Genomic DNA, 21292 nt, shown 5'->3' on the forward strand with positions numbered 1-21292 from the left:
CAAGCCCTTCCCCATACATACGCAGCCGGGGCTTTGGCCGGCTTCATAGCGTACGGCGCGGTTGGCGGGCATAGGCCGTTATTAGGTCTGTGCTTTGTGAAGTTCGGGAATGGACGCGGCGATGACGCTTCTAAGTAGCCGTCTCTTGCTTGTGGCGTTGGTGGCCCTCCCGGCAGCGGCATGTCAGACGAAAGACCTGCCGCCCCAGCCGAATTTCGTATCTTATGCCGATGGCGGAGCTGCGCCTCAAAAAAAGGACGAGCGGTACTTCATCGAGTTCCGCTCCCGCTACGCCCTAAGCTACGGCCACACCTACGCAGTTTTTGGGCGCCTGGACCGGGCCGGGAGAATGATCGATCCCCAAGTCGCGGGCCTTCACCCGGCTTCGAACAGTGCGGTTCCCTATGTTCTGGGCCATATCGTGCCGGTGCCAGCCGAAACCGGGTGGAGCGACGGTGATCTGGAAGAACCATACAGATCCGCAAGCTGGCAAATCATATTGACCCGGGCCGAATACGACAAAGTCGTTGCCTACATCCGCAAGCTGCAGGCGAGCTCGCATGTCTGGCAGGCGACGGTCTTGAACTGCAACGGCTTCGTGGCGGACATCGCTCATTCCATGGGATATAAGACTCCCGCCATTCAGCTCCGGCCGCAACAATTCATAACCGAGCTTCGGGAGATGAATACATAACCAAGATTCGAGGGATGAATGGGACCGAATGCGATCGGTACTGCCCCTCCGGCTTTCGCGTCTGCGGACTAACTCGGAGAGGATCGCTGCGCCTGAAGGTCGGCCGGTGACGACATCGAGGCAATGGGTGAAGTGGCCATACTCAGGGGCAGCGGCTACAGTCGCGATCGCAGAAAGGGCGCCGGTGACCTGAAGTGAGCATTGCGGCAGCCTCACTTGGCGAGGTCATTTGGGTGATCGGCATCGTTGCTTGGTACGTGATTCGGTATCCCTTCGAGCGCCGGGCAAGGCGCGTACGAATTGTAACTGGCTACCGCTCACGTTCCGACATCGTTGGGCTTGCATCTGCTCTGTTTGGCCTCGCAATCCTGCCTGCCTTCTATGTTGTCACCGGCATGCCCGCAGCGGCTGACCACCCGGCCAGCGTTTGGGCCGTGGCTCTCGGCACAATCATCTTCTGCTCCGCGCTATGGGTTTTTCGCAGATCCCACAAGGAACTTGGCCGGAACTGGTCGATTACGCTGGAGATTCGCGAACGGCATGAACTCATCTGCGCCGGACCATACGCCTTGGTCCGCCACCCGATGTATACCTCGTTCCTGCTCATGGGCCTCGGCCAGGTCTTTCTGCTGGCGAACTGGATTGCGGGCATATCGGGTTTGATTGGGTTCGCAGTCCTTTTCCTGCTGAGAGTGGATAAGGAAGAGCGTATGATGCTGGAGAATTTCGGCCCGCAATACCGTGCCTATATGGAAAAGACCAAGCGAATAGTCCCTTATCTTTATTAGAGGTACGTTTGATGCGAGGCCGAGCCCTCAAGCTTTCCGCGCCCCGGCGCCTTGTTGGCGATCTGATGAGGTTCTCGATCGGCGTGCCACGGGTCGCGGTGCAGCGTCAGATGAACCTCGGCCCACTCGTAAGGGCTAGAATGGCGCAGCAGACCAGGCCCTCCTGGACCGCGATCTTCCTGAAAGGATATGCGCTTCTTGCCCTAGAGATGCCGGAGCTGCGGCGCGCCTATGTCAAGTTGCCCTGGCCGCAGCTTTACGAGTATCCGGCAAGCGTAGCCTCGATTGCCCACGAGCGCGAATATGATGGCGAGCCGGCCGTTCTGCTGAGCTGCATCAAGTGCCCGGAGCGCTACTCCATCACGGAACTTGAGGGATCCATCCATGCGGCTCGATCACGGCCGATCCTGGAGGTCCCGGAATTTCGGCGTGCCTTGCGGGTGGCAGGTGCGCCCGCGCCAGTCAGGTGGCTGCTTATGTGGCTAGGGTTGAACATCGCCCGGCAAAGGGCAAATTACTTCGGTACCTTCCAACTGTCCGTCTATTCTGGTCTGGGTGCGGAATCACTCAACCCGCTGACACCACTGACCACGCTTCTGAACTACGGTCCGATCGGCAAAGACGGATCGGTGAATGTCCGCATCCACTACGATCACCGGGTTATGGATGGAGCGAACGTCGCACGAGCACTGGAGAGATTCGAAAAGATTCTGAACGGCACTGTCGCCAATGAAGTCTTGCTGCTCGGTCAAGGTGTTTCCGCTCCTGCAAGACAGAGGAACGCGACGTGATTTCGCACTGTGAATTCCGGCCAGCTATCGTCGTGATTGGCGGCTCGGGTGGAATTGGCCGGGCGATTGCGTGCGTCGCTGCAAGGGAGCGCGGTGCGGTTGTGCTGGTTGCCCGCTCGCCCGAGGGTTTGGCCGCCGCGGCGTCTGAGGTTAGGGAGGCGGGCGGCGAGGCATTCACGCTCGAGTTGGATCTCGTGGCAGGCGATGCGCCAACGCGCCTGGAGGGCTTTCTGTCCACACATGGCCTGGTCTGTGATGTCCTGGTCAACAGCGCCGGCTATGGCCTGCGGGGCGCGGCGACGGCGCTGCCTATGGATGGTCAACTGGGCATCATCGATCTCAACATACATTCCCTCACAGAACTGACCCTCCATTTTCTGCCGGGAATGGTGGCGCGCCGACGGGGCGGGGTGCTCAATCTCAGTTCCGTGGCCGGGTTCGTTCCCGGGCCTTATATGGCTCTGTACTTCGCTAGCAAAGCTTTCGTGCGCTTCTTCTCAGAGGCGCTTCACCAGGAATTGCGCCGAACCGGTGTGACGGTCACATGCGTTGCACCAGGCCCGGTGTCGACGGAGTTTCTCGCAAGATCAGGCGCCAATCAGACGGTGCTCTTCAACATCTTGCCCAAGGTGGATCCGGAGTATGTGGCCGAACGGGCGTGGCGAGGGTTCAAATCCGGTCGTCGCCTCGTCGTACCGGGAATCTCGGGCAAGTTGGCTGCCCTCGCGGCAGCGCTCCTGCCTTCAGCAGCGCTGCTGCCCCTGGTCGCCCGGCTGCAACGCGGCGGCAATGATCAATGTCCTTGCGGTTCAGGTATGAAGTTCAAGAAATGCTGCGGTACCCGCCAGATTCAGCTACGCCGGGGCCCTCGGGGAATTATCCCCTGACCGGACCAGCACGCCCGCTCGCTATTTCAGAAGTCGCCGATGGTCTTGGCAACGACCAAACGCTTTCCACCTGAACCGTTGCTGCGCTCGTGCATGAAGTCCCTCTCGGCCAGCGAGACAAAAGCCAAACCTTCCAGACCCTACCGCACTCCAAGTGACCGCCATCTCGGCACGGCCAGCGCTCGTTCATCTACTCGACTCTTCGAGTCACAGACGGCTCAGCACGGTCACTGCCGACGATGCAGCCTGCCAGCGAATGGAACCGGGTACAGCAGCCATGTCCGATTCTGATGCCAATAAAGCCATCGTCCGCCGCTATTTCGATATGTTCAATTCCGGTGATCTGACCCAGCTCGCCGACATTGTTTCGCAGGACTATGGTGACAAGCTGAATGGATAATCCTCCGGCATCGACGTCATCCGCGGCTATCTCGAGGGCCTGAAGTCCAGCTTTCCCGATTTCACTTGGACCATCGAGCAGATCATCGGTGAGGGCGAACGGGTGGCGGTCATGAATCGCGTCAGCGGCAGGTGAATGACTTCGGTGAGATCAAGGCGACCGGCAATCGCGTCGATTGCGCTGCTTTTCAATTCTACCGGATCGCCGACGGAAAGCTCGCCGAGCACTGGGAGGTTCGCCAAGTTCCAGGAGCAGCTGACCGCCAAGCCGCCAGGGAGTGCCTTCAAAGCTTTTCAAAACACACTCAAGGGTTGACCGAACACGGAGCAACCGCAAGGCTTGGGCCTATCCAGGTGCCCCACTCTGCGCAAGATCGCACGCCGCGGTTGATGCCAGCGATGCAACTGGGTCGGGACCTGTTAATTTGACGCAAAATGACGTTAGGTCATCCGTTCGTGGTTGGCGAAGCGAACGGAGTGAGACCTGGATGAGCGGTGGCCCGATATCCCCTATCTGCCGTGGCACGATACTGGCGCCGCGCTCCAGCTCCACGCACAGATCGTTGGCAAATATCGGCTCGCGCGAACGCCGTGGGTGAACCACTGGCCCAAGCGTTCTGATCGGTGATGGCAGTGCGCAAGGCGTTAGCGTCATAGCCCTTGTCGGCGAGCAGCATCGCACCCGGCGGCAAATGTGATCAGATCCGCTGCGGAGGCGATGTCGCTCTTCTGGCCTCCCGTGAGCGTTAGCTTGATCGGCCCTGCCTTTGGCGTCCACAAGAGCATGGATTTTGGTTGTCAGCCCGCCTCGAGATCGGCCGAGACAATGATCTCGACCGCCCCTGTTTGCCGTCGCGCCCTGCTGGTGCTTCCCTCCCCACAGGAATATGCCCGAGGTTAAGAACGGCCTCGATGACCGACCGTCTTTCGTCCACCAAATCGGCGTAGGTCGAGCTGACGAAGATTTGGTATTTAACGTCCATGCAGCTTCACCCTTCGATCCGCCCTTGTAAGTCTGCAAGCAGGCTGGGGATAACGTTCCGGGCCCGCATCAAGAAGCCGAGTCATGATTCTTGCAAGGGGTGAAGCGATCAAAGGCCGACCCGCGCGCTGGCACGCTAGGTTGCCCGGTTTGCCGGAAGGAATAATAACTTGCGGCCGAGGAGTATGAAACGTGCGGTGCCCCCCGCCGCAGCGACAGCCTTCGCTATTCCTTCTTGTCGACCAGCGCCCGTAGTGCCGAGACGTCATGCAGCAATAACCTGCTGCCGCGCTTTTCGATCAGGCCTCTCTTGGCGAGGTCGCTCATTTCGCGCGAGACCGCTTCCCTGTGCGTGCTCATCGTTGCCGCCAGCTCGGAATGCGTCGGTGCCGGGCTTATGGACACCTCTCCGTCCACGAGTGCGGCTTTCTCCGCCCGATGCAGGAGCTCGACGATCAGCCGTTTTCGCACGACCAGAGTGCTGTATTCGAATACCCGCTCGGTCATGCGCCGGAGCTGGGCAGACAGATGCTCAAGCAGCATCCAGGCAAAAGTCGGGTGGGTCATCACGATATCCCGGAATGCTGTGCCGGACAGCCGTGCAGCGCGGGTTGCCTCCAGCGCGACTACGCTGGCAGAGCGTGCAATCCCGTCAATGCCTCCGAGCTCCCCGAAAATGTCACCTGGTTCGACATCGCGATACGCTATCTCCCTGCCGTCCGCTGAAACCAGTGTCACGCGAGCCCGTCCTTCCAGCAGGAAGAAGACATCGCGACCAGTGTCGCCGTGGGAAATGATTAGCTCGTTGTGTCGATAGCTGCGCTCGTGCCACCGTTTGGTCAGCGCGGCGAGGTCGGCATCGCAAAGTCTTGAGATGAAGGCCAGAGAGCCTGTCACAACGGTCCTTGTTCAATCAAGTGAAGGTCCTTGTTCAATCAAGTGAACTTCACCTTACTCCCTATCCAAGGAAATTTGATGGCCGCAGGCCCCGCTTTCCGGGATGCAAACTGGGAGCGGATTTCGCCAATGTTTTCCCCGGTGTGGGAATTCCCACAGCCGAGCCTGGTTCGACTGTCATATCTTTGTTGCACGTCAGGCCCGCCGGCTCGTGTGCAAGCCGGCGAAGGGAAAGGGAACAGTCATGAAATTCTTGGCTCCCGTCACAAAACTTGCTGCGGGGTTTCGCAAATTCGTCGCGCCGCGCTACCGCCCGGAGCTTTATTACATGCGTGGCCCGGGGCCAGCCACCGCCCGCCGTATGGGCACGCCGCGGCAAAACCGATCCATCGACCACTACGCCTCGCGGACGGCTGACGCTCTCGGCCGGAGTGCCGTTCGCGCCGTTCCGTACCGGTCAATTCAGATCAATGAAGGGACGATGTGATCATGGTTATAATTCATGCTGCCGCCATCGGTCCATTTCGCAGGTGGTTACGCCTCCGCGCCGAGCGAAAAGCTCTCTTGTCGGCAACGGACCAGTTGAGCCGTTTACCTGATGACGTTCTTGGCGACATCGGCATCTCACGTGACGAAATCATGTGCGCTTTGCCAAGCCGCGCAATCCGTCATGCGGAGGCAGGCGCGGCCGGCACGACGATCGAGCGCACCAGGATCGCTTCGGCGTCGATCCCGAAACGGTTGGCCGCCGGCGGTGGCTACGCCTCGGCCGAGATCCCCTTTGGGAAGAAGACGTGTAACCGGCACCGCATTCCAACGCCTCCGCTCGGCTATTGAAGGCTTCGCGCCTCCGTCGGTTGCTTCCCGGCCCCACGGCGTAACAGAAACTGCCGAGGCTCTGATCGACGCTGGATGACAGTTCCGGGGCAGATCAGGGCGATTCAAACCGACCTCTAAGCAGCGTCTGGAGACAGCCTTTCAGCATCAGAATCTTATAACCGCTTACTCGAAAGGAAGGCGGGCATCCGTCTGAACCTCGCATAGTGTGCCGGAAGTTACTCACCCGCCGTATTAGCATTAATGAGGCGCTCCAGAGTAGCGAAGTCCTTAAGCTCTCGGTAGGGCGTCACATCAAGGTCTGCCGGTACCTTGCTAAGCTTCTCTTCATCAATTGGTTTTTCGTTCCGTTTCATCAACGATTGGTATGTTTTCCACGAAACGCCGGCGGCTTTGACGGCATCGCGTTCAGCGCGAACTGCTATTTGATGCGCATGAAGGTAATGAAGCCCAAGCTTGTCCAGAAGGGCCTTTTCCACGACCTCATGCGTCAGCAAAAATGGTGCGAGCCGCACCGTACGGCCTTTCCAAGGGATTGTTCGTGGCAGATGCCGGTCGATGTAGATCGTGCCTCCGTCTTTGCTGTAGCCTGCAATGTATGGGATGTCGAAGCCGTGGTTGACTTCCACCCGCCGGTGCAAGGCCAGGACAACATCGCCGAGCACCGCGTCGTCGATATCTTCGGAGCTGTGTCGGACTTCATCTTCGAGTTTCATTGTGATTCCCATCCTGTCTAAGCAGTCTGTGCCGCTCGGAACTGGGTTGGCCCAGATTGGTTCCTCACGTTGTAGGCTCGCACACTACTCTGGTCGCCGAAATCGCGGTCAGCCTATCTCGATTAAGCCGCGAAGGAACCGCAATGGACATCGCCGGCGCCCGCCGGCCTTGGCAGTTATCTTAAACTTCCACCGATTGCGCCGCACTTCCTCAGCTACACCAATGCCAGCTTTCCCGTACGCAGTGACCTCGCATGGCCTCAGGGAAGGCGCATGCGGCGCAGCAAAAACCGGAACAGCGACCGAACCCGATTACGGCGCCGGATTCTGGGCGCGTACTGCTTCGCTGAAGCTACGCAGGACCGGGTTCTCATAAACCGAACTCCGGGCTTCGCTACGCTACGCCGGGATTTCGGCCATCCGGCTTCAATCCCTCGCGCAAGCACGCTCTTTCAGGCCGTGACCTGAACGGGCCACAGGCCCGTGCAACCTTTTCTCTTTTGATCCGGGGCTGCCGCCCCCTGCCGTCAAGGCCGGGGCGCTATTCGCGTGAAAATCAAAGGCCGCGTGCTCACTCCGCTGCGGGCCGCACCACCCTTTGATTTTCAGCCTTGACCGCATTCCACCCGCTCATTGGCGCGGGGCCTAGTCCGGTTGCAGCAGCAGCTGCTGCGCAACCGCAAACTAGGAGGAAAGACCAATGAAAGCAGACGTTTATGAGAGAGTTACGGCGACGATTATTGATGAGCTGGAGAAGGGCGTGCGCCCGTGGCTGAAGCCGTGGAACGCGGAGCACGCCGCGGGGCGGATTTCGCGGCCCTTGCGCCATAACGGCGTGCCCTATCAGGGTATCAACGTCATCATGCTGTGGTCGGCAGCCATGGCGCAGGGCTTTGCCGCGCCGATCTGGATGACCTTCAAACAAGCGCAGGAGATGGGCGCGCATGCCCGCAAGGGCGAGAAGGGCAATCTTGTCGTTTATGCCGACCGTATCTGGAGGACACAGAAGGACGAAGCGACCGGCGAGGAGCAGGAGCGGGATATCCCGTTTATGAAGGGCTACACTGTCTTTAATGTCGAGCAGATCGAAGGCCTACCGGCGCAATTCTATGCCCCGGCGGAACAGCGCCTCGATGCGGTAGCACGCATCGAGCATGCAGAAACTTTCTTCGCCGGGCTGCGCGCGGATATCCGCCACGGCGGCAATCATGCCTATTACAGCATGGGCAGCGACCATGTGCAGATGCCGCCGTTCGAGACCTTCCGCAATGCCGAAAGCTATTACGCAACGCTGGCGCACGAGTGCACGCACTGGACGCGCCACCCCTCGCGACTGGAGCGGGATTTTGGCCGCAAGCGCTGGGGCGATGAAGGCTACGCGATGGAAGAACTCGTTGCTGAACTTGCTTCGGCCTTCCTGTCCGCCGATCTCGACCTGACGCCCGAAACGCGGCCCGACCATGCCGTCTATATTGGCTCATGGCTGAAGGTGCTTAAGAACGACAAGCGGGCGATCTTCACCGCAGCGAGCCACGCGCAGCGTGCCGCGGATTTTCTTCACGGCTTGCAGGAAGAAGCCCGTTTGCTGGAGGCCGCGGAATGAAGCGGCCCGAGACCATCATCATCGGGGGACGCACCTATAGCTGGCGCGTCATCCTCGATATGCGGCGACAACAGCTTGACGCATGGAAGGCTGCCCAGCCCGAGCGGCCCGCTCTTTGACCTGAAGCAGGACCAGCCCGGAAGCGGAGCGAAGCGCCGCACGGCGCTATCAGGGACCGAGCCTGCTTGTGCTGATGCAGGATCGCCAGCGATGAGCGATGCGAGAAATTTTGCCGCGGCCGCCGGCGACACCGGCGGGCGCGGGATTTGGGCGGGCGTTCGGCGCCGGGGGCGCCCCGGGGGGAAACCCGGATTTTCCCCCCCCCCCGCTTTTCCGGGGGCGCGGCCAGGTTTAGCGAGGCCCGGCAGGCGGCTTAGGCTTCGAAGGTGCCTGAGGCTGATTGCCGGCCTGCTCGCGCTAGGGACAGACCGGCGAATTCATCATCGAGCACGAGGAGCGGCGCGTGCGCATCGATCTGAACGAGATCTTCGGCATCGGCAGCAGCGTCGGGTTCTGGCCGGCTTCGCCGCCCACGCTGTCGATCTGGACAAGCCGTTCTTGAGCCAAACCGGCTATCGCAAGCTTGCTCGGCATTCATGCCGATCCGGCACCGGCCCTCCTGCCTGGGGAATTCGTGAGCAGAGTCATTGCCGGCTATGTCAGAAGCGGGCTCAAGGGCAGGCTGAAACCATCGAAGCCCGCTACCGCGAACGCGCCTCGTAGAAGGCTATCGCGGCGCAGTGCCGCAAGACGGGCGGTGCGGTCACGGACAGGGTTCCTATGCCAACCTGCCGTTTTCGCCGTGCAGGGCAGTTCTCGAACGTCCGCAAAAAGCATTTAGGATTTGGCGACGGCATTTCGTTGTTCCTGCCATAGCGGCGGTTCCGCGTGGAGTGGCTGCGGAAGACCGACGATACCGGCAGCGCCTACCATTGCAGCGCCGGCCAAGAATCGGCGGCGGGTTTGGATGATCTGCATCAGAACGCTCCTCTTCCGATTGGCAAAAAGCAATACTGGCCGGAACCGAGCAAAACAGGTTTCGGCAGAGGCAGATGGTCTGGTGAGCGCGACGAGTAGTTGTGGAACCTAGCGCGCCTAGTCCGGTGCGAGAGTCTTGCGCTCTCAATCGCCGGCTCATTTATTAGCAACCGACGATATGCCACGATACGCCCAATTTGCGTAGGTAGCGAGCGCGAAACTTACTACGCCAAACGTCCCGCCAGCGCCTCGCTGTCAGGGAGACTGTTTGCGCGGTTGTGAATAGCCACTTCGAGTTTGCCGTGCGGCCGGACCGAGTCATCGACGCAAAGGTCTGCATCGGGTCATGGCGGTGAATTGACCCGGAGCAAACGAGCTTCCGCTTAACGTCGATTCCGGCGGCCTGGTTTTCGCAAAAGTCTCGGATTAAAGCGACAGTTTTGCGTCTGATTTTTGCATCGTCCCACAATAGGCAGTTTCGCGACCCCCGCAACCATGGCGGTTGCTGCGGCGTATTTCTGACCCAGCCCATGGGGCTATCCGCTTGCCCGATTTCTGAGCCCCATTCTATGCACCAAAGCCGGCGGCATCTGACCAGGCGCGCTGTCAGTCGGGTTCGCCGGCATGGTACAGGGCCTCGTAGTCGCGGCCGCCGTAAAACACGTTGGTGATCTCGACGTTGTCGGTCGCGCGGTAAGCGATGATGGCCGTGCGTTCGAACGGCACGGTGCGTAAACCCGGCTCCAGGTCATCGCGGGGCCGGCCGCCGTTCGGCGCGTCACCGATTTTGCGGCACCGCGCCATGATCCGCTGCACAAACCCGGCCGCCACACCATCACTCTGGCTGGCCTCGGCAATGACACGGTAAATTCCCTGCAGGTCGGCAATGGCCTGCGGCCGGTAGGTGACGTTAGCGCGCCGCACTGCGCGGCGCTTTGCTTTCGTTCTTCATGAAGCGGGTCATTTCCGCTTCCGCCTCGTCCGCCGTAAGGCTGGGGCGGGGATCGTCAATGGACGCCCGGATGCGGGCACGTAGCACCTCGTTGACGGCCTGCTCTTCGCGATCGAGGGCGCGCAACGCGGCGCGCATGACTTCGCTGGCGGAATCGTAGGCGCCGGATGCCAACCGCGCGTCAACGCTCTGCTGCTGCTTGCCGAGGGTGACGGTGATGGGTTTGCTGGTTCTCATGGTCTGGCCTTTCCTTCCTCCCCTTATAGCAGATGGCATGACAGTGTCATACAATTTTCCGACACCCGCTTTCCAAAGCAATTCTCTCTCGGCGGATTTGATCGGTTCCGCCTCCTTGGTATGCCGCCGATCATCCTCGCCGGCATCTATCTCGGCATCTTCACCGCCTGCGAGGCAGCGGCCGTCGGCGCCGCCTACGCGCTTGCCGTGGCGCTTTTCGTCTACCGCAATGTGAGCTTTCGCGACCTCGTCGACGTCACCCTGGAGACCATGCGCACAAGCGCCATGCTGTTCATGATCATCGCCGCCGGCCTTTTCGGTCACGCTGTCACCATCGTGCGGCTGCCGGCCGAGATCATGGAGAGCGTTACCGCCATGGGCCTGTCGCAGGCGGGCTTCATCTTCGCCGTCATGTTCGCCATCTTCATCCTCGGCATGTTCCTTGAGACCATCGCCATCATCCTGATCACCACGCCGATCATCCTGCTGAAGGCGCTCGACATCAATCCGATCTGGTAGGGCGTCATGCTGATGATCAACCTGGAGCTGGCGCTGATCACGCCGCCCGTCGGCATGAACCTGTTCGTCATCAAGGCCATCAGCAATGCGCCGCTGGCCGACGTCATCCGCGGCATCGTACCCTTCGTGTTCTTGCTGATCATCAGCCTGTTCGTGGTCTGGCTGTTCCCGGAACTGTCGCTCTGGCTGCCGACAAATGCGGGCTTCGGGCGATAGAATAGTCGGCTCACCATCAGGAGATGTCCGCCATCAAAACCGGTGAACGATTGGTTGTGGCGCAATCTCGCCCGTGGCGTTGACATCCCTATGTCTGCTTCCGGTGGATGAGAGGGGCCAGCGGAATAACCGAGATGAGCGCAAAACTGACAGGCCCTCTAGTACCGTTTGCTGCCATTCGCGATGCGGACAATGAGGTCATCGTTGTCGTCGAACTTTGCCTTTCGGAGCGATTTGCGTTTTGGGGCGAGAGCGGCCGTGAGAATGTATCGGCCGGGTGCGCACTTGCAACGAGTTATGGAGTGACGAGGCCCAGCAGTTGGCTGTGGGATCGTCTGCCCGAGAAGGTGCAGCGTCGTGGGGCCCCATCTAGTGTAAAAGCGGTGCCCTCCGTGCTATGAATGGACTGGCGACGCCGTCCTAGGCCGACCGCCATTTGAGCATGCCCAAGGACGTATGTGCCGCAACATGGGCTCAAGCCACCCGCCCGCACATCTGTTGTCGATTGGCCCGCGAGGAGAGATCAGCATGTCAGAACGTCTCGACATAGGCCCGCTGCAACTTGGCGAAACGGCGCCCAATTTCGTGCTCGACGCGATTACTCGCGAGGGCAAGATAGCTATCGACGATTTCCGCGGCGAGAAGCCAGTGCTGGTCGGATTGTATCGAGGTCTCCATTGTCCTTTTTGCAGGCGTCATATCGCGACGGTTTCGCTGCTCACACCAGCCCTTAACGCAAAGGGCATCGAAACCCTGACGGTGGTGAACACGCCCATCGAACGGGCACGCCTTTATCTCCGTTATCATCCGATGCCGGCTCTGCTCGCGGCGTCTGATCCTGAGCGGGCCTCACACCGCGCTTTTGGGCTCCCCAATATGCAGATCACCGAGGGCGAGAGCGCATGGCCGCACAAGGTCTCAATGAGCGATGTGAAGGCGATGCGGCTCAACGTGCCGGGCGAAATGCCTGAGCCGATGGATCCGTTTGCCGCGCTCGAATATCTGAATAGAAAAGACAATTACGATATCGCTGAAGCGGACCAGCAAATGATGGCGACCGGCGTGGGCCAGCTCATGGGTCAGTTCCTGCTCGACCGCAACGGCGTCGTTCGCTGGACGTTCTCCGAGGTTTTCGATGGCGGCTTGGGCGCCCACCCGAACTCTGAGGCGATGATGTCGGTAGCGTCGCAAATCGGAAGGTAAGGAGCAGCTTCGGTAGTGGGACTAGGCGCAGGATTACGCGAAGTTGGCCGCCGTCGCCTGATAGGGGGCCTACAATCGGCACCGCTCTCGCCTGCCATTAGCCCCGAGGGGCGGGGGCGGTCGTCCAGCCGCCCTACTACAGCGCGAGCCGTCCGCGCTGCGGGCTCAGCGGCCTCTTGCTGCAGCTCTGCGGCGAGGCGCCGGCTTACCGCCCCAGTAGATTTCGTTCGACGGTTTTCAGCTGCGCCAGCATCGCATTTTTCGCACCTTCCGGATCGCGGCGAACCAGACAATCCAGGATTGCCTGGTGCTCGTCGCAATACCTCCGGCGGCGTTCCTCCGAGAACGAGCACTTCTTCATTTCGAACCAGGGCGATTGATTCCGAATGGCGTGCATGCGGTTGCGGATCTCTTTAAGGAAGTCGTTGCGGCAGCACGCGAATACTCGGTGATGGAATTCGGCGTCCCAATGCTCGAAATCCGGCATGTCCCTGGCGTCAGCGCATGAAGGAAAGTCGGTCATGGATCTGGAACTCGGCCTGGTCGTCCGAGAGACTGTAGAGCGCCTGCAGAACCAGGACCGTGAACATCATCATCGCATCAAAGGGCGGCCGGCCGCCCCTGGCGCAATCGGAGCGCTTCAGCCCCTTGGCCAAGGTTTCCGGAAAACCTCCCAAGGCACCAGTTCGGAAAGGCACACCGGCCCGGGTAGGGTGGAAGGCGCAAAAAACCCGCATTCCAGAGGGGGACTTTGGAAGCGGGCTCTTTAGCGACCAAACACTCAAGGTGTTCGATGTCTCTATCAACACATCAGCAAGGCGTTTGTTCCATTCGAGGGCTGGTCAATCGATCACCTGCACGATCCTGCGGGTATCCGGATCAACCAGAATCGAGTGATCTGCGACGGCGAGGTACTTGTATCTCACGTTGGGCACGTCGATCGCATGCAGTTCGACGGTGTCGGGCAGAGCCGAACCGACATTGAGTTCGACGCCTAGCAGGCTGACCGACGGAAGATGCTGCTTGTGCACGTATTCGCGTAGGCCGGTCTGCTGTTCGGGAGCAACCACGATGACGTCCTCTGCGATGGCCGCACCAATACCGGCGACCAGGACAGACCGGCGGCGGCAGCGATAAGATAATTCTTCACTATGAACTACCGTGATGGGCTTCGCTTTTGAATGCTTCGCGGGCGACCGGGTTGGCTGGATTCCCGTCGCGAAACCAAATGGCTCAAGATTGTTCCAGGAAGCCGCGCCCCTGGCTGAGGACGCGGGCTGACTAAGCTGGGTGTCGGACCGAGGTCCCGACAGTGATCTTCGCGGTTTAGTACCAGCGCCCACGGCCATAGAAGCCGCCGCCGCCTAGCAGAATGACAATAAGAACAATGACCAGAATTGTCGTGATATCCATATGCGCCTCCTATGAGTGCTCCCGGCCATGTTCGCCGCTTGCCGCCCTTTTGATGATTTGTGTTCTTGTGCCTGCCGTCAGGCGAGCGGTTTAACGCAAGCCAAAAAAGCTGAGTGCCGCTAGTACGATAACTACGGCTCCGACTATCCAAATAATGCTGTTCATAACGGCACCCTTTATCTTAAGTTCTCTATAAAGAAAAACTATCGCTTTTGAAGAAAACGATTGTGCGCCGTTCTTGTTCCGCCGTGATGGATTTATAATTCGGCTGGAAGAGGGCCGGCATTTAAGTACATTGCGCGCCGCGCCGTGTCGGGCCCGAAATCCTGCACCACCACACCGCCAGAATGGCTCGATCTACGCAATGTGCAGAAAAACCTGCCACCTTGCGGTAGCAGGCTTTGGCTGAGACGTCACCGGCTCATGCTTTATCAGTGGGGCGAATTGCACTGCTGACGAGGGCCGTACGTGGGCTGGAACGTGTTGTCCGAAGCGCGATAGCTCCGGTACCGGTCGTAGCACCACTCCACATGGGAATCGCCTCGGTGGACACGGTTCTGGTTGTTGTTGATGATGGCGCTGCTGATCAGCGCGCCAGTGGCGAAGGCCGCCAGGGGAAACTAGTAGTCGCCATGGCGGCGACGGGGCCGGCGCTGAGCACCAGCAAGTCGCAGCCGGCTATCTCGCACTTCATGGGCATCGGGCCCCACGTTTCGCCGCGAACCATTCAATGGCTGTTGCCACCATCCCGTCTCCGTAGTTGAGTACCGGGCAAATGAGCGTGCCGAGAGAAACCCAGGACAGCTATGGACGGGCGGGCACGGCGCACTACTCCGCCCTGCTGATGCAGGATGGCTGGAGGGGGTTCACGCCGGCAAGGAGAACATTCCTGTAAATTCGCGTTGTGAGACGTGGGCCCATCGGAGAGAAGTTGGTATTCTGATCGATGCACCCGGGCCTTGCGATCTCGCGCTTTTGCTGCGTCTATATACGAACCGATCTGGCCTCTTCGTCGGATCAAACACGCTGGGAAGTTACAAGGAATATGCAAATGGCAACTGGGACCGTGAAGTGGTTCAACAGCACTAAAGGGTTTGGATTTATCCAGCCCGACGATGGCAGTCAGGACGTTTTTGTCCACATCTCCGCCGTCGAACGCGCTGGCTTGTCGAACCTCGTTGAGGGCCAAAAGATCAACTACGACATCGAGCAGGACCGACGTACCGGCAAGTCTTCTGCTGCCAATCTCCGCAAAGCAGGTTGATTTCTCTCGCGCGCCGTGGCGAAAGCTGCAACAGGGCGGCAAGTCACGAATGTACTGGCCGCCGCGTAAAAAGAGCGCGCGAAAGCGTGTGCGTGATGTGGAGACCTGGGCGGCAGATTGCTGCAAACCTTCAGAAACGATCGTGTGAGCCAAATTGTCTGGCACAGAAGGCGGGAAGTTCCCTGCCTTTTTCGGGCTTGCCTATCCTCCCGCAGGATGGTTGGCCGCGCGGCATTGCCCGACGACCGCCTTGAGCTTGTTGCATGCTTGGCTCGATGGAGTGGCTACAGGTGGCCCACAGCAATGTCATTGAAAGATAGCCTAAGTTGGCCCACATGGACATCGCGTCGGATGTCTCCTCCCATTCGTCCGTCGCGTTCCCCTTTGGAGGTTTAAGCCTTCACACCTGGCCGGGCTCAACAGTCCGGCCTTTTCTTTTTGCACCATCTTTCGGTGGCCTGCGGGCGACATGAGTTATGGTGTGCATTCGCACAGTCCCGCTCGACAAGCATTATGACCAGTCAGGACCATCAAATGGCAAATCCTCCACGCCGACCCCCAAATCCGATGGCAGCCGCCGAAGCCGCCTTCAAGCCGATCAAAAGGCCGGCGGCGCCGGTTCGCGAACCGGCGGCTGCTCCAAATATCAGAGAGCTTGTTTCGCTCAGGATCGATAGGGCCGTGCTGGACCACTTCCAGGAAGATGGACCGGGCTGGCAGGATCGGATCAACGACACCCTGCGGCGCGCTGTCTCCAAAGAACCGACCAACGCCGAGGACAAACGATCAGACGACGACTGAGCGTGGACCGCACTTATAGACGCGACGCAGATAGCGGCGAAAAGAAGCGTAAGCGATCGCGCACGTTCTGGACAACCAACAACGCGTATCCTGTACTTTTTGCATCGAGCCGCGGCCGAACCCCTCTATGCTCAGTGGCCGGAGACCCGAATGGCATTTCGATTCGTACACACGGCCGACATTCACCTCGACTCGCCGCTGCGTTCGCTGGCGCTGCGAAACCCTGACCTTGCCGAACTCGTCGGGGACGCCAGCCGCCAGGCGTTTGTCTCGATAGTAGATCTCTGCCTTGCCGAGCGTGTCGATGCGCTCCTCATTGCCGGCGATCTTTACGACGGCGATCAGACTTCGATGAAAACCGCCCGGTTCCTTGCCTCGCAAATGACACGCCTCCACCAGGCCGGCATCAGGGTTTTCAAGATTCGCGGCAATCACGACGCCTTGTCGCGGATATCGAAACAGCTCGTCTTTCCCGACACTGTGACGATCTTCGGCGGCCGCCCCCAGTCTCTGCTGCAAACAGCCGGCGGGCTGGACGTCCTATTTCACGGATTGAGCTTCGCGAACCCCAAGGCGCCGGAAAGCCTGCTGCCCAAATATCCGGCCGCCCGGGAAGGGGCGGTCAATGTGGGCATCATGCATACGAGCCTTGCTGGATCGCCCGGTCACGACGTCTATGCCCCTTGCAGCGTCGCAGACCTGCACAGCCATGGTTTTGACTATTGGGCACTCGGACATATCCACGTCCGCCAAGTCCATGCTGGAGCAAGCACGGTGGTGATGCCGGGTATCCCGCAGGGCAGGGACATCAACGAGGCAGGAGAGAAATCCGTCACTCTGGTCACAATACGAGATGACCGGTCCGTCGAAATAGAGGAAAGACTGACCAGTGTCGCGCAGTTCGAGCGGGCGAGCGTCGATCTGACCGGGACGGTGGAATGGTCCGAGGTCGTCGGCCGTGTCCGATCCGCGCTCGAAGAGATCCGGGCTTCCGTCAGGTCCCGCCATGCTGTGGTCCGTCTCGGACTGGCCGGGGCGACGCCTTTGTCCTGGGCGCTGATCCGCGATAGGGACTTGCTGCTGGCCGAAGCCGAGCAGGCGGCGGAACAGACGGGCGACACATGGGTGGAAAAGCTTGAGCTTGATCTCGTTCCACAGAGCGCGGAAACACCCGACGGCATCGCTGATCCGATTTTCGAACTCGCCGAGTCCATGCGTGCCGACGCCAAGTCAGAGGCGTTCCGCGCCGAGGCGAGGGCGCTTGTCCAGAAGATGATTGCCGATCTGCCGCCGGACGGGCGCGACTTCGCCGGACGGGACGAAGCCGGGCTGGAACTGTTCCTCGACAGGGTGCTTGCCAGCGGTGCCGACCTGGTCACGGCCCGCCTCAAGGCAGGTGAGGCGCAATGAGGCTCCGGCGCCTTGATCTCATTCGCTATGGCAAGTTCACCGATGGAACGATCGACTTCGGCCCAAGGCCGCAGGCCGGCCCCGACTTCCATATTGTGTTCGGGCTGAACGAGGCCGGCAAGTCAACCGCGCTTTCCGGTTACCTGGACCTGCTGTTCGGTATCGAGGAACGCAGCCGCTATAATTTCCTGCACGAATATAGCGCGATGCGTATCGGCGGGGTGCTCGAACTCGCCGGCACTGAGCACACATTCACGCGCACGAAACAGCGCACCAATTCGCTGCTGAACGCAATCGACCAACCGGTGAGCGAGGTGGCGATAACGGCGCATCTCGCAGGTCTGTCGCGTGATGCATACGAGACCATGTTCTCGTTGGACGACGAAACGTTGGAGGCAGGCGGAAAATCGATCCTGGAGTCGCGCGGCGACCTGGGCAAGCTCCTGTTCACGGCCAGCGCCGGTCTTGGGCATGCGAGCGACACATTAAGCGCACTGGAGGCAGAAGCGGACAGGCTCTATCGCAAGCAGGCGCACGGAACCGAACTTGCGCTGCTCAAGAAACGCCTTGCGGAACTCAAGTCACGCAGGGACGCGATCGACACCTTGGCCTCTACTTTTGAGAGCCTTGAGGCCGAATGTCTCGACGCGGCGGAAAAGTATGACCGCAGTATCGCCGAACGGTCGTTGTTGTCGGCTCGGCTCGACACGATTACCAGCTATCTTCGCGCGATCCCGATCCTCGCCGACATCCGGCGCAAGGTGGCCCAGCTTGCCGAGTTGCCTGACACCGCCTCACCACTGCGGACCTGGACAGGCAGCGTCGCCGAACTGATCGATGAGGACGCGAGCCTCAGAACGCGGCTGTCCGGGAACATCGACGACGCCGAGCGCGTGACAATGAGAATCGCCTCAGTCGATGTGGACGAGGCGATCCTGGCAATCTCCGAGCGGGTTCGGGCGCTGGCGGACCGCAAAGTGCGCTATGTCTCCGCAGGGCTGGACCTGCCAAGTCGCAGGACCGAGCTGCAGATACTCGACAAAGCCGTGGCGGCTTCCCTTGCCGCCCTTGGGAGGTCGTCCGAGGCAAATCCGACTGCGCTGCTTTTGCCTGCTGCCACCGTCGGCGCTGTCCGCGCCATGCTCGAGGAGCGATCGGGAATCGCCACCAGCGTGCGCGTTGCCCGCAACGAAGCCGCGGCGGCGCTCGAAGCACTGCAGGCGGCACGCGAGCGGGTTGGGCAAGAGAGGGCTGTACCCGAACCTGCCAGGGCAAGGCTGGCCTCGGCTTTGTCGAAAGCGCGAGCCAGCGGGCACCTGAAAGACGTCAAGATGGCGCGCGAGGCGGAGGACGCGAGCACGGTTCGATGGGAGGCCGCAATCGCTCGCCTGCATCCCTGGTCCGGAGATGCCCGGGCACTGGCCAGGCTGCCCGTCCCGAGTGTCAGGCAGGTTGGTGCATGGAAGGTGCGGGCAGCCGAGCTGGGAAAGGGCAGGACTGTCCTTTGCGAACGTCTCGTCGAACACCAAGACAGTCACGATCTGCTCTCGGCGCGCCTGGATGCACTTCGTGCCTCGGTCGATGTAACCGACGATGAAGCGGCCTCCGCCATTCGCCGCGCCCGGGACGAGGCGTGGGCAAGGCATCGAGGTGAGCTCAGCGGCGAAACGGCGGACGAATTCGAGACCCTATTGGCGCGCGACGACAGTGTTGGAGCGGTTCGGCTGGCCAACGCGCGGGAGCTCGCCGAGATCCGCACAACAATCCGCAGCCTCACCGAGACAACAGCCGCGCTCACACGTATCCGCGACCAGCTTGCACAGATCGACCTGGACGATCAGGCTGCACTCTCGGAACTTCGCGCGGTGGCCAGCGAGCTGCTGGCAGAGTGCCTGGAATTTTCGCCCGAGCGTCTGATCGAAACGATCGAGGATCGCGCCTCTGCCCGCAGTGATGCGCTCGCGGCCTGGGAGGACATCGAGCTGGCACGCAAGAAGGCCCGCCGCGCGCTCGACGAGGGAGAGCAGGTACAGTTGGAGTTGATCCGGGCGTTGGCGAGCGTCGGCCTAGACTCGGAACCCGGTGAGAGCCTGGAGACGGTCATGGCCGTTGCAGAACTGTTCCTCGACAGGCAGCTGAAGGTCGATGCGGAACGTGCCGAGGCGCTTAAGACCGTGAGCGCGAAAGAGGAGGACCTGGCCGCCAGAGGGCGGGCTTTGGACGTGGCGAAAAGGCGCGAGGAGGAATGGTTGGCCGGCATTACCGCAGCGCTTGCCGGCACCTGGCTTGAAAGCGGCATTTCGGCGCCCGGCGTCGGCAACGTGCTCGATCAATTGGCTGAGCTGTCGAAAAGCATCCAGGAGCGGGATGCCATGCAGCTCCGTATCGAGAAAATGGAGGCAGACAGAGACAATTTCATTGTCGAGGTCACCGCTGCCGCGGCTGAAGCGGGTGAGCCGGCGAACGGCGACGAACCGGAGCAGTTGGCCATTCGGCTAGCTGAGCGTCTGGAACGCGCCGATCGCGCGAGGGAGAGGAAGGCAAACCTCATCAATGACCTGCAGCGCCTGCAGGACGCTCGTGACAGTCTCAATCTCGAGATAGCGGCGCATGAGCGACGCAAAAGTGAGGTCTTGGCCGCTTTCGGCGTCACCACCTTGTCGGAAGTCGTGGAGCGCGACGAGTTGCTACGGGAAAGGGATCGTCTGCGCGCTGCCGTTGCCGAGCTTGAGGAGCAGTCGTCGGTTGAGCTGGCGGTGGAAGGGTTCGACCGGGCGCGCTCCATGCTGGATTCTGTCGAGGTCGATAACCTCCTGGTCGAGAAGGCTGAAAGTGAGCAGCGGCTTCGGGACCTCGATGAAGCGATACAACAGCAGCTTATTCGCCAGACCCGGGCGGCCGACAAGCTGGACGCAATCGGCGGCGACAGCGCGGTTGCGCGGATAGATGCCGAGCGCCGCACCGTTCTTTTGGAAATCGAAGAAAAGGCCGTCCGCTACGTCGAGCTGAAACTGGGCGTCATGGCCGCCGGGAACGCTCTGCGCGTGTACCGCGAGCGCCATCGCTCCGGGATGATGAAGCGGGCATCCGATGCTTTCGCACTCATCACGCGCGGTCAGTATTCGGGGCTTGCCACCCAACCTGTGAAGGGCGGGGAAGTCCTCATCGCATTGCAGCGCGACGGGCAGTCCAAGGTCGCCGATGCGCTGTCAAAGGGGGCGCGTTTTCAGCTCTACCTGGCGCTGCGGCTTGCCGGATACTACGAGTTCGCCCAGTTTCGACCCTCCGTGCCATTCATCGCCGACGACATCATGGAAACCTTCGACCATTTCCGGTCCGAGGAGGTTTTCCGATTGTTTGGTCAGATGGCAAGCGCTGGCCAGGTGATCTACCTCACGCATCACCAGCACCTGTGCGAGATCGCCAAGGCTGTTGTGCCGGGCGTAACGATCCACGAGCTCGCATAGTTGCCTACTGTCGCGTGGCATGAGTTCATGCCCCTGCTACCAAGACGACTTCCGTAGGCCGAACCTTGGATGGCCGCTTCGCCTAATTGTGGGTCGTTGAGATCAGCTTCGCCTATGCGCTTGTCGTGAGTGTAGAGAGCTGATCGGTATCGTGTAAGCGGTGTTCTCAGGCCACGGCCTTGAGCTCGAGCTTGTTGATGTAGACCCAAGGCAGGAGATCGTCGATCTGGCTGTTGGG

The 21292-nt window shown here is 60.4% G+C and carries 25 protein-coding genes and 3 pseudogenes; 16 read left to right on the forward strand and 12 right to left on the reverse strand.

What is annotated here, in order from left to right; genetic code table 11:
- The first annotated feature begins 121 nt into the window (after positions 1 to 121).
- The 5 genes from NKH21_RS11055 to NKH21_RS11075 all read left to right on the forward strand — a co-directional run bounded on the left by NKH21_RS11055 (position 122) and on the right by NKH21_RS11075 (position 3560).
- The gene (locus tag NKH21_RS11055; protein ID WP_352864946.1) at positions 122 to 694 is read left to right on the forward strand and encodes a hypothetical protein; all 573 of its coding nucleotides are present in this window, start codon (positions 122 to 124) and stop codon (positions 692 to 694) included.
- Positions 695 to 894: 200 nt separating this feature from the next.
- Positions 895 to 1482 carry a protein-S-isoprenylcysteine O-methyltransferase gene (locus NKH21_RS11060; protein ID WP_352864948.1) on the forward strand — a complete coding sequence of 196 codons (588 nt, stop codon included), beginning with the start codon at positions 895 to 897 and terminating at the stop codon, positions 1480 to 1482.
- Between the two features lie 11 nt (positions 1483 to 1493).
- The gene (locus NKH21_RS11065; RefSeq protein WP_352662200.1) at positions 1494 to 2273 is read left to right on the forward strand and encodes a hypothetical protein; all 780 of its coding nucleotides are present in this window, start codon (positions 1494 to 1496) and stop codon (positions 2271 to 2273) included.
- The gene (locus tag NKH21_RS11070; RefSeq protein ID WP_352864882.1) at positions 2270 to 3160 is read left to right on the forward strand and encodes an SDR family NAD(P)-dependent oxidoreductase; all 891 of its coding nucleotides are present in this window, start codon (positions 2270 to 2272) and stop codon (positions 3158 to 3160) included. The genes NKH21_RS11065 and NKH21_RS11070 overlap by 4 nt, the downstream gene beginning before the upstream one ends.
- A 277-nt stretch (positions 3161 to 3437) precedes the next feature.
- Positions 3438 to 3560 carry a nuclear transport factor 2-like protein gene (locus tag NKH21_RS11075; protein WP_352864884.1) on the forward strand — a complete coding sequence of 41 codons (123 nt, stop codon included), beginning with the start codon at positions 3438 to 3440 and terminating at the stop codon, positions 3558 to 3560.
- A gap of 26 nt (positions 3561 to 3586) precedes the next feature.
- Here NKH21_RS11075 and NKH21_RS32795 read toward each other — a convergent pair whose 3' ends face one another.
- On the reverse strand, positions 3587 to 3787 hold the full coding sequence (locus tag NKH21_RS32795) for a hypothetical protein (protein ID WP_502911893.1): 201 nt from the start codon (positions 3785 to 3787) through the stop codon (positions 3587 to 3589).
- Here NKH21_RS32795 and NKH21_RS11085 point away from each other — a divergent pair.
- Both NKH21_RS11085 and NKH21_RS11090 read left to right on the forward strand, forming a co-directional pair.
- On the forward strand, positions 3692 to 3988 hold the full coding sequence (locus NKH21_RS11085; RefSeq protein WP_352864886.1) for an ester cyclase: 297 nt from the start codon (positions 3692 to 3694) through the stop codon (positions 3986 to 3988). The two genes, NKH21_RS32795 and NKH21_RS11085, sit on opposite strands and share 96 nt — an antisense overlap.
- 76 nt (positions 3989 to 4064) lie before the next feature.
- Positions 4065 to 4187 (forward strand): DUF5996 family protein, encoded by a 123-nt coding sequence (locus tag NKH21_RS11090; protein WP_352864952.1) that lies wholly within the window; start codon positions 4065 to 4067, stop codon positions 4185 to 4187.
- 118 nt (positions 4188 to 4305) lie between these two features.
- Here the strand turns inward: NKH21_RS11090 and NKH21_RS32800 are convergent, their stop codons facing one another.
- Together NKH21_RS32800 and NKH21_RS11105 are read right to left on the reverse strand one after the other, a co-directional pair.
- Positions 4306 to 4542: a DUF4062 domain-containing protein gene (locus tag NKH21_RS32800; RefSeq protein ID WP_502911892.1), complete on the reverse strand. Its 237-nt coding sequence runs from the start codon at positions 4540 to 4542 to the stop codon at positions 4306 to 4308.
- Positions 4543 to 4766: 224 nt separating this feature from the next.
- A complete protein-coding gene (locus NKH21_RS11105; protein ID WP_029356805.1) occupies positions 4767 to 5438 on the reverse strand; it encodes a Crp/Fnr family transcriptional regulator in 672 nt (223 codons plus the stop codon).
- Positions 5439 to 6020: 582 nt separating this feature from the next.
- Here NKH21_RS11105 and NKH21_RS11110 point away from each other — a divergent pair.
- Positions 6021 to 6275, forward strand: a complete 255-nt coding sequence (locus NKH21_RS11110; RefSeq protein WP_352864889.1) for a hypothetical protein — start codon at positions 6021 to 6023, stop codon at positions 6273 to 6275.
- A 218-nt stretch (positions 6276 to 6493) separates the two neighbouring features.
- Here the strand turns inward: NKH21_RS11110 and NKH21_RS11115 are convergent, their stop codons facing one another.
- A complete protein-coding gene (locus NKH21_RS11115; RefSeq protein WP_352864891.1) occupies positions 6494 to 6991 on the reverse strand; it encodes a hypothetical protein in 498 nt (165 codons plus the stop codon).
- A gap of 700 nt (positions 6992 to 7691) precedes the next feature.
- On the opposite strand from NKH21_RS11115, the gene NKH21_RS11120 reads away from it, so the two are divergent.
- Both NKH21_RS11120 and NKH21_RS11125 read left to right on the forward strand, forming a co-directional pair.
- Entirely contained in the window at positions 7692 to 8594 is a 903-nt protein-coding gene (locus tag NKH21_RS11120; RefSeq protein ID WP_352864893.1) for an ArdC family protein, read from the forward strand.
- Positions 8591 to 8713: a hypothetical protein gene (locus NKH21_RS11125; protein WP_352864896.1), complete on the forward strand. Its 123-nt coding sequence runs from the start codon at positions 8591 to 8593 to the stop codon at positions 8711 to 8713. Before NKH21_RS11120 ends, NKH21_RS11125 begins: the two co-directional genes overlap by 4 nt.
- A gap of 298 nt (positions 8714 to 9011) precedes the next feature.
- Here NKH21_RS11125 and NKH21_RS11130 read toward each other — a convergent pair whose 3' ends face one another.
- The 4 genes from NKH21_RS11130 to NKH21_RS11145 all read right to left on the reverse strand — a co-directional run bounded on the left by NKH21_RS11130 (position 9012) and on the right by NKH21_RS11145 (position 10761).
- A complete protein-coding gene (locus NKH21_RS11130; protein WP_352864898.1) occupies positions 9012 to 9188 on the reverse strand; it encodes a hypothetical protein in 177 nt (58 codons plus the stop codon).
- Between the two features lie 243 nt (positions 9189 to 9431).
- The gene (locus tag NKH21_RS11135) at positions 9432 to 9572 is read right to left on the reverse strand and encodes a twin-arginine translocation signal domain-containing protein (RefSeq protein WP_352864901.1); all 141 of its coding nucleotides are present in this window, start codon (positions 9570 to 9572) and stop codon (positions 9432 to 9434) included.
- A 606-nt stretch (positions 9573 to 10178) separates the two neighbouring features.
- Complete coding sequence (locus NKH21_RS11140) at positions 10179 to 10496, reverse strand: type II toxin-antitoxin system RelE/ParE family toxin (protein ID WP_352864902.1); 318 nt, start codon at positions 10494 to 10496, stop codon at positions 10179 to 10181.
- Positions 10483 to 10761, reverse strand: coding sequence for a type II toxin-antitoxin system ParD family antitoxin (locus NKH21_RS11145; RefSeq protein ID WP_352864905.1), 279 nt, complete (start codon positions 10759 to 10761; stop codon positions 10483 to 10485). Before NKH21_RS11145 ends, NKH21_RS11140 begins: the two co-directional genes overlap by 14 nt.
- A gap of 120 nt (positions 10762 to 10881) precedes the next feature.
- Here NKH21_RS11145 and NKH21_RS11150 point away from each other — a divergent pair.
- Positions 10882 to 11496, forward strand: a pseudogene (locus NKH21_RS11150) (TRAP transporter large permease subunit).
- 528 nt (positions 11497 to 12024) lie between these two features.
- On the forward strand, positions 12025 to 12699 hold the full coding sequence (locus tag NKH21_RS11155; RefSeq protein WP_352864907.1) for a peroxiredoxin-like family protein: 675 nt from the start codon (positions 12025 to 12027) through the stop codon (positions 12697 to 12699).
- 205 nt (positions 12700 to 12904) lie between these two features.
- Here the strand turns inward: NKH21_RS11155 and NKH21_RS11160 are convergent, their stop codons facing one another.
- From NKH21_RS11160 to NKH21_RS11175, 4 genes and pseudogenes are all read right to left on the reverse strand, one after another.
- Entirely contained in the window at positions 12905 to 13222 is a 318-nt protein-coding gene (locus tag NKH21_RS11160; protein ID WP_352864909.1) for a FadR/GntR family transcriptional regulator, read from the reverse strand.
- A pseudogene (locus NKH21_RS11165) lies at positions 13200 to 13322 on the reverse strand (transposase); the annotation flags it as partial. The gene NKH21_RS11160 and the pseudogene NKH21_RS11165, both read right to left, overlap by 23 nt.
- A gap of 219 nt (positions 13323 to 13541) precedes the next feature.
- Positions 13542 to 13769, reverse strand: coding sequence for a DUF1236 domain-containing protein (locus NKH21_RS11170; protein WP_352864911.1), 228 nt, complete (start codon positions 13767 to 13769; stop codon positions 13542 to 13544).
- A 774-nt stretch (positions 13770 to 14543) separates the two neighbouring features.
- Positions 14544 to 14765, reverse strand: a pseudogene (locus NKH21_RS11175) (BA14K family protein); the annotation flags it as partial.
- A 398-nt stretch (positions 14766 to 15163) separates the two neighbouring features.
- On the opposite strand from NKH21_RS11175, the gene NKH21_RS11180 reads away from it, so the two are divergent.
- The 4 genes from NKH21_RS11180 (at position 15164) to NKH21_RS11195 (ending at position 21054) form a co-directional block, all read left to right on the forward strand.
- Positions 15164 to 15376 carry a cold-shock protein gene (locus NKH21_RS11180; RefSeq protein ID WP_352864913.1) on the forward strand — a complete coding sequence of 71 codons (213 nt, stop codon included), beginning with the start codon at positions 15164 to 15166 and terminating at the stop codon, positions 15374 to 15376.
- 534 nt (positions 15377 to 15910) lie between these two features.
- Positions 15911 to 16177, forward strand: a complete 267-nt coding sequence (locus NKH21_RS11185) for a BrnA antitoxin family protein (RefSeq protein ID WP_352864915.1) — start codon at positions 15911 to 15913, stop codon at positions 16175 to 16177.
- Positions 16178 to 16327: 150 nt separating this feature from the next.
- Positions 16328 to 17587 carry a metallophosphoesterase family protein gene (locus tag NKH21_RS11190; protein WP_352864917.1) on the forward strand — a complete coding sequence of 420 codons (1260 nt, stop codon included), beginning with the start codon at positions 16328 to 16330 and terminating at the stop codon, positions 17585 to 17587.
- Positions 17584 to 21054, forward strand: a complete 3471-nt coding sequence (locus NKH21_RS11195) for an ATP-binding protein (protein ID WP_352864919.1) — start codon at positions 17584 to 17586, stop codon at positions 21052 to 21054. Before NKH21_RS11190 ends, NKH21_RS11195 begins: the two co-directional genes overlap by 4 nt.
- Positions 21055 to 21292 lie beyond the last annotated feature (238 nt).

Origin of the sequence: Mesorhizobium sp. M1329 (assembly GCF_040318035.1) — a bacterium.
GTDB lineage: Bacteria > Pseudomonadota > Alphaproteobacteria > Rhizobiales > Rhizobiaceae > Mesorhizobium.